Annotated in this window: 4 protein-coding genes; 1 reads left to right on the forward strand and 3 read right to left on the reverse strand. The window is 67.5% G+C overall.

Annotated elements, in window-relative coordinates; genetic code table 11:
- Window positions 1-582 precede the first annotated feature (582 nt).
- The 3 genes from WDC87_RS21470 to gap all read right to left on the reverse strand — a co-directional run bounded on the left by WDC87_RS21470 (window position 583) and on the right by gap (window position 5755).
- A complete protein-coding gene (locus WDC87_RS21470; RefSeq protein WP_252745187.1) occupies window positions 583-1959 on the reverse strand; it encodes a DUF3999 domain-containing protein in 1377 nt (458 codons plus the stop codon).
- The gene (locus tag WDC87_RS21475; protein WP_252745186.1) at window positions 1956-4625 is read right to left on the reverse strand and encodes a DUF2339 domain-containing protein; all 2670 of its coding nucleotides are present in this window, start codon (window positions 4623-4625) and stop codon (window positions 1956-1958) included. The genes WDC87_RS21470 and WDC87_RS21475 overlap by 4 nt, the downstream gene beginning before the upstream one ends.
- 125 nt (window positions 4626-4750) lie before the next feature.
- Entirely contained in the window at window positions 4751-5755 is a 1005-nt protein-coding gene (gene gap / locus WDC87_RS21480; RefSeq protein WP_005418885.1) for a type I glyceraldehyde-3-phosphate dehydrogenase, read from the reverse strand.
- 192 nt (window positions 5756-5947) lie between these two features.
- On the opposite strand from gap, the gene WDC87_RS21485 reads away from it, so the two are divergent.
- Window positions 5948-6577 (forward strand): OmpW family outer membrane protein, encoded by a 630-nt coding sequence (locus tag WDC87_RS21485; RefSeq protein ID WP_049410595.1) that lies wholly within the window; start codon window positions 5948-5950, stop codon window positions 6575-6577.
- The last annotated feature ends 275 nt before the right edge of the window (window positions 6578-6852 follow it).

Here is a 6852-nt window from a genome sequence, read left to right on the forward strand (position 1 = left end):
TGTGGGGGCCGGCCCGGCGCCGGCTCCTGCTCGGCCCAGAGGCAAACACAAAAACCACCAGCACCGCCAATAGGGGGGCGGCTGGGGGGCGGGGTGATGGGGGGGGGGTGTGTGGGGGGGGCCCGGCACGGCGTTATCGCAGGCGGGGGGGGGGGGCGCCCCACCGCGCCGCGCCCCCCCCCCCCCCCCCCCCCCACCGCCCCGGCCTCGACAGGCACCTGAGGTGATGCAGATGGCAAAGGCAAAAGCGGTTTCTGGTGTCGGAGAAAAATGTAGAGCCGTGCCCGTCTTCGGCTGCGTCTATCCCCACCACCAGCCGGCCTTGGGCTCGGCTCTACAAAGAGCGCCCTGCCATGGAGCTTTTGCTCTTCTTTTTTTCTTTCCGTGGTGGGACGCACACGGAAATTGTCAGAGGCCGGGCGGGGTGGGTTCGCGGGGGTGTCAGCCGCATGGATGCGGCTGCCAAGCCTACAAGGACGTACTTGCGGCGTCCCCCGCGAACCCGCCCCGCCCGGTCAAGCGCTGCTTTTGCTTTACGCGACCAACCGCCCACCCACGAGGGGCTGCGCCGTTCGCTGGAACCTATTCCGAAGGCGCAGGTTTCTGCCGAAGCAGGCTGAGCGCCAGGCCACCCACCACCAGTACGCCCAGGCCCAGCAACGCCCACAGCAACCACGATTTCCAATCGCGCTGCGGCTTCAGCGCCGCATCGCCGGCCAGCGGCTCCGGACTGCCTTCCAGGCGCGCCAGTGTTGGCTGCCACGAAGGATCGTTGCGCTGCCGAAGTTCCTCGATCAGCACCCCGATCGGCGCGTCCGTGCGGCGCGCGGTCGCGCTGCCCACCGCCAGTGCGTAGGGCGCCGCACCCTGGCTCAGGAACACCAGCACTTCCGGCTGGTAGCCCAGGCGCAGCGTCGGCGCGGTGGCGGTTTCCGCCGGATTCGCCACCAGTTTCCAGTAGCGGTCGCGGTGCGCCCCGCCCAGCGGCTGTGCCGCCGACTGCTGGCGCTGGCCCTGCGTGCCCTGCTGCACCTGATAGGCGATCCACGGCGCGCTGCGACGTTGCCATTCCGCACTCTCGTCATCGCGGCTGAACAGCGTCCATTGCACGAGGCTGTTATCGGTGCTGGCGACATCGGCACGCGCCACCGGGAACCGGCCATCCATCTCGAAGGTGTACTCGCCCTTGCCCGACGACGTCGGCTCCAGCGACAGCCATTCCCAGGGCAGCGTGGCCGGTGCTGGCGGCAGTTCCGCCAGTACGCCGCGCAGGGTCGGCAGGCGCGAGTCGCCCTGCGCCAGGATGCGCAGGTAGCGTGCAGCGCCGTCCACCTGCAGGCGGCGCTGCAGCAGGCGCTTGCCGGCGCGCTGCAGATCCACCAGCGGCACGTCGCGGCCAATCGATCGCCAGTGCCGCAGGTCGTCACTGGCATCCAGCTGCACCTGCGCCTGCAGCGGCTGGCCGCTGTCGGTCCAGTCCAGCACAAGTGCCGCCAGCGGCTGCTGGTCGAGCATGCTGGCGTCGATCAGCCAGCCGCCCTGCCCGCTCGCCGCTGCCCCGCCACCCACCCGCGCTTCGACCCGGCGCACGCGCCCATCGGTATCGCGCTCGGTCAGCAGCTGCAGGTCGTTGCGCTGTGCATCGGCCAGCGGCGGCAGCACGAACCACGGCAGTTCACGCTGCACCGGCGACTGCGCCAGCGGCTGGTCCGGCGCCAGCAGTGCCGACGGCAACAACTGGCTGGCCGCGTTGAACACCTGCAGATCGCTGAGATCGGCGGTTACGGCACGGCGGTAGATCGCCGGCTCCAGCACGATACGGTAGGCACCGGACTGCGCACTGGACAATGTAAGCGGCCATTGCTCGGCATACTGCGTGCGGTAATCAGCCGCCTGTACCACGACGGCGGCCAGCATGCCGAACATCGCCGACAGCAGCGCCCTGCTCCACTTCCTCATTGCGTTTCCTCCACGGTCGGCGCCGCGCTTGGCGGTGCCGGTGCCAGATAACCCACGACCGTGCACAGCAGGCCGTAGGCGATGAACGATGCGATGCCCAGCAGGTTGCCCAGGTGCTGGCGATCGACAATAACCAGCTTGGCCAGCACCACGCCCATCAGCACGGCACCGACCATCCACAACACACGCTGACTGCGACGCGAACCCCACACCCAGGCAATCACACCCAGCACGCTCCACAACACGGTCAGGCTGGTCTGCGCCAGGCTGAAGCGCATCATCGACGCATTCCACGCCAGTCCACCCCATTGGTGTACGCCATGCAGCACCAGGCTGGTCAACGCGAGGAAGGCCGCCAGTGCCAGCAGCGGCATGCGGATGTTCAGCAATGCCTGCTGTGCCTCACTGCCGTACAGCCAGCGCGCCAGCAGCAACAAGCTCAGCCACTGGCCGATCTCCGCCGGATTCAGCACCGGCAGCCACAGCAGCGGCGCGGCGTCGCCCGGCAGCAGCTGTCCGAACAGCCAACCGATCGCCAGCAGGCCGAACAGCACGCACTGCAGCGGGACGCGCACGCTGTCGAAGGCCGCGCCCAGCGGCCAGCGCAATGCGTTCCAGCGCCACAGCGACAGCGCCGCCATCAGCAGCCACGGCAAGGTCACCAGCAGGGTCGTCCAACCCTGCGCCAGGCCGGCCTCGCCACCACCCCACAAGGCCAGCAGCGAAAGCAGCGACGGCCACAGCAGCCACCACAGGAACTGCGCGATGCGGGCCACGGTATCGCCGCCCTGGCGCAGGCACAGCAGGGTCCGCACGCCCAGCACCGCGAACACCGCCCAGGCCAGCGCGCCATGGCCGGCGAACGGCTGGTGGTGTGCATCGCTCTGCATCAGGGCCAGCGGGAAGCCCAGCGCGAGCATGGCCAGCGCAGTAACGCCCAGCGCACGCGCCGGCTGGCGACGCTGCGCTTCGGCCGCCAGCCAGGCAGTGACTGCGGCCAGCACCAGCAACGCGTCCACTTCGGTGCGGTACGGGAAGAAGCGGGTGATCTCATGGACCAGGCCGCCCAGCCACCACAGCACGCCCCACAGGTAATACACCAGTGCGACCTCATGACGCGGCCTGCGCTGGTAGCTCCACGCCGACGCGAAGCCGGCCAGGGCCAGCAGCAGCGCGCCAATGGCGGTCGGGTTGATCAGGAAGCGCAGGTCTTCGTGCCAGTGATCGCCACCGGCAACGAAGGCAAATGCGGCGCCGATCTGCAGCAACGCGCCGGAGACCTGCGGCAGCCAGCGCTTCTGGCGCAGCCCCAACCACGCCAGGCCAGCACCTTCCAGTGCAAACACGGCCCCGGTGGCGCGCGCCGACAATGCCAGCGGCACCGCCAGCGTGGCAAACCCCACCGCGAGCACGGCATGCGACTGCGCCAGCACGGTGTACGACGCACGTGCGATCAGCGCCCGGGCCAATACCGCGTAGATCGCCGCCAGGCCCAGCGCGCACAGTGCCAGCGTCATCGGTTGCGCGTGCAGCATGCCTGCCTGCAGCGAGAACGCAACCAGCGGCGTGCCGAACACCAGGCTGCCATCGATCAGGTCACGGCGGCCGGCCTGCTGGCGACGCGCGTACAACAGCGGTATCAGCAGGTAGAACACGAAGAACAGCGCCAGGAACGGCTCGGTGCTGCTGAACTTGTCCGGTGCGTACTGCAGCACGCCCCAGAAGGTACCAATGCCGAAGGTGAAGGCGAAACCCAGCAGGTTCAGCGCGCGCCATGGGCGGAACCAGGCAATGGCGAAGATGCCCGCGTTGAGCACGGCGTAATAGCTGAACAGCCCCACGTGGTTGCCGCTGCCGGTGGACAGCCACAGCGGTGCCATGAAGCCGGCCAGGATGCCCAGCACGGCCAGCGTGCGCGAGTTCTGCACCACCGCCAGCACGCACAGCCCGGCCACCAGTGCGATCGAACTGGCAAAGGCAAAGGCCGGCGGAATCAGGTCGAAGCGCTTGAACGCCGCGAAGATGGTCAGCAGCAGTACGCCGATGGCACCGCCCTGCAGCGCCAGGGCAAACAGCCGCCGGCGTTCACGCTGGTGCCAACCGAAGGCCAGCAGGCCCAGCGCAGCCACGGTGATGCCGGCCAGGCGCAGTTCGATCGGCAGCACCAGCCAGCCTTGGTCGCTGACGTACTTCAGCAGCGCAGCGACACCGGCCAGCAGCACCAGCATGCCGATCTTGACCGGCACGTTGCCTTCGGTGAACCAGCGCTTGACCGCACCGATGCCACGCTCGATGACATTGGGCAGTGCCGGTTCGGAAGGCAACGGCGGCTGCACCGGCACCGGCGGCACGGGCGGTGGCGCAGCAGGACGAGGGACAGGCACCCCGGTGGGCGTTGCTTCGCGCACCGGTGGCTGCGGGGACGGAGGCACAGCAGCGGCGGCCGGCCGCAGGAACGGTGGATCGTCGCTGGCAGCAGGTGCGGCCACAGGCCGTTCAGGCGCGGGGGCGGTAGCGGCCGGCCTGACGGCGGTCGGCGCGGCGGCCATCGCGCTTTCCAGCGCAGCGACGCGGCGGCGCAGGCCGGCAATCATCACCAGCGCGACCACCAGCAACAGCGGGATGGCCAGAAGAACCAGTACGACCAGGGCTATCAGTGCTTCCATTGCGTGCTTCCAATGCGATCCCGCGCCCCAGCGGCGGCGGTCGACCGCCCCATGCTACGACAGGGTGGGTCCCATAAACGACGAACCCCGGCCAGGCCGGGGTCCGTCTGCGATCTACACCGGCCTTACTTGGCGGCGATGACCTTGGCCATTTCCAGGCACTTGTTGGAGTAGCCCCACTCGTTGTCGTACCAGGTCACCAGCTTGACGAAGGTGCCGTCCAGGGCGATGCCGGCGTCGGCGTCGAACACCGAGGTGCAGGTCTCGCCGCGGAAATCGGTGGCCACAACCTTGTCTTCGGTGTAGCCGAGGATGCCCTTCAGCGCGCCTTCGCTCTGTGCCTTCACTTCAGCGCAGATCTCGGCGTAGGTGGCTTCCTTCTCCAGCTCGACGGTCAGGTCGACCACCGACACGTCCGAGGTCGGGACGCGGAAGCTCATGCCGGTCAGCTTCTTGTTCAGTTCCGGGATGACCACGCCGACGGCCTTGGCCGCACCGGTGGACGAGGGAATGATGTTTTCCAGGATGCCACGGCCACCGCGCCAGTCCTTGTTGGACGGGCCATCGACGGTCTTCTGGGTGGCGGTGGCCGCATGCACGGTGGTCATCAGGCCGCGCTTGATGCCCCACTTGTCATTGATGACCTTGGCCAGCGGGGCCAGGCAGTTGGTGGTGCACGAGGCGTTGGAGATGATTGCCTGGCCAGCGTAGGTCTTGTCGTTCACGCCGAACACGAACATCGGCGTGTCGTCCTTCGACGGGGCCGACATGATGACCTTCCTGGCGCCGGCATCGATGTGCTTCTGCGCGGTCTCCTTGGTCAGGAACAGGCCGGTGGCTTCCAGCACCACGTCGGCGCCGACTTCGTCCCACTTCAGGTTGGCCGGGTCGCGTTCCTGGGTCAGGCGGATCTTCTTGCCGTTGACCAGCAGGTCGTTGCCCTGCACCGCCACATCGGCCTTGAAGCGGCCGTGCACGGAGTCGTACTTGAGCATGTAGGCCAGGTAATCCGGCTCCAGCAGATCGTTGATGGCCACGATTTCGATGTCGTCGCCGAAGTTCAGCACCGCCGAGCGCAGGACGTTACGCCCGATGCGACCGAAACCGTTGATACCAACCTTGATTGCCATTTCTCAAGCTCCTGCAGCCGCGACGGGTGCGGCGGGATGGATAGGGCCCACAAGTCTAGCAGGCCGGGGCTGGCCACCGTGGGCCAGGCCGGGCCGCCAGCAGGTCGGCGGACAGGATTTGATCCGGATCAAAGCGTTAGCGCGGCGTGAGGCCGAGACTGTCGCCATCCACCCAGCAACGAGAACACCCCCATGCGCAAGACCTCCCCCCTGATCGTGGCCAGCCTGGCCGCCGCCCTGTCCCTCGCCGCCGCCCCGGCCATGGCCCAGTCCAAGGGCGACTGGACCGTTTCGGCTGGCGTGCACCAGGTGGCGCCGAAGTCGAACAACGGCTGGCTGGCCGGCGGCACCCTGAAGGTCGACGTCGACAACGACGTCAAGCCGACCATCACCGGCGAGTACTTCATCGCCGACAACTTGGGCATCGAAGTGCTGGCCGCACTGCCGTTCAAGCACGACATCAACATCAACGGCCTGGGCCGTGTCGGCAGCACCAAGCAGCTGCCGCCGGTGGTGACCCTGCAGTACCACTTCAACAGCAAGGGCAAGGTGTCGCCGTTCGTTGGCGCGGGCGTGAACTACACCACCTTCTTCAGCGAAGACACCACCGGTGCATTGGCCGGCAGCAAGTTGAAGCTGCAGGATTCGTGGGGCCTGGCCGCGCATGCGGGCATCGACTTCGCGATCGGCGAGAAGGGCGCCCTGCGCGTGGACATGCGCTGGATCGACATCGACAGCAAGGTGAAGTTGAACGGCGAGAAGATCGGCACGGTCAATATCGATCCGCTGGTCTACGGCGCTTCGTACGTCTTCAAGTTCTAAAGCGGCGTGTTGGGCGCGGGGGCTTCGCCCCCGCTCCCCCGCTGCACGCGAAACCCTCGCAGCATGTTGCCCCGGTGATTGCCGGGGCTTTTTTTGTTCCTGGGACTGAAGCAGTTCCGGAGCTGGGGCGAGGCGGGGAGCGGGGCCGGGACACGCCGTAAACCCATCCATGAAGTGACCCCCGGGAGTTGGACATCAGATCCAACCCCGAGGGATACATGAACAGATACGACGCGCGTTTCAAACTGCAGGTCGCCAAAGAGGCCTGCAAGACC

The organism is Stenotrophomonas maltophilia group sp. Smal12 (assembly GCF_037079935.1).
In the GTDB taxonomy this organism is placed as follows: Bacteria; Pseudomonadota; Gammaproteobacteria; order Xanthomonadales; family Xanthomonadaceae; genus Stenotrophomonas; species Stenotrophomonas sepilia.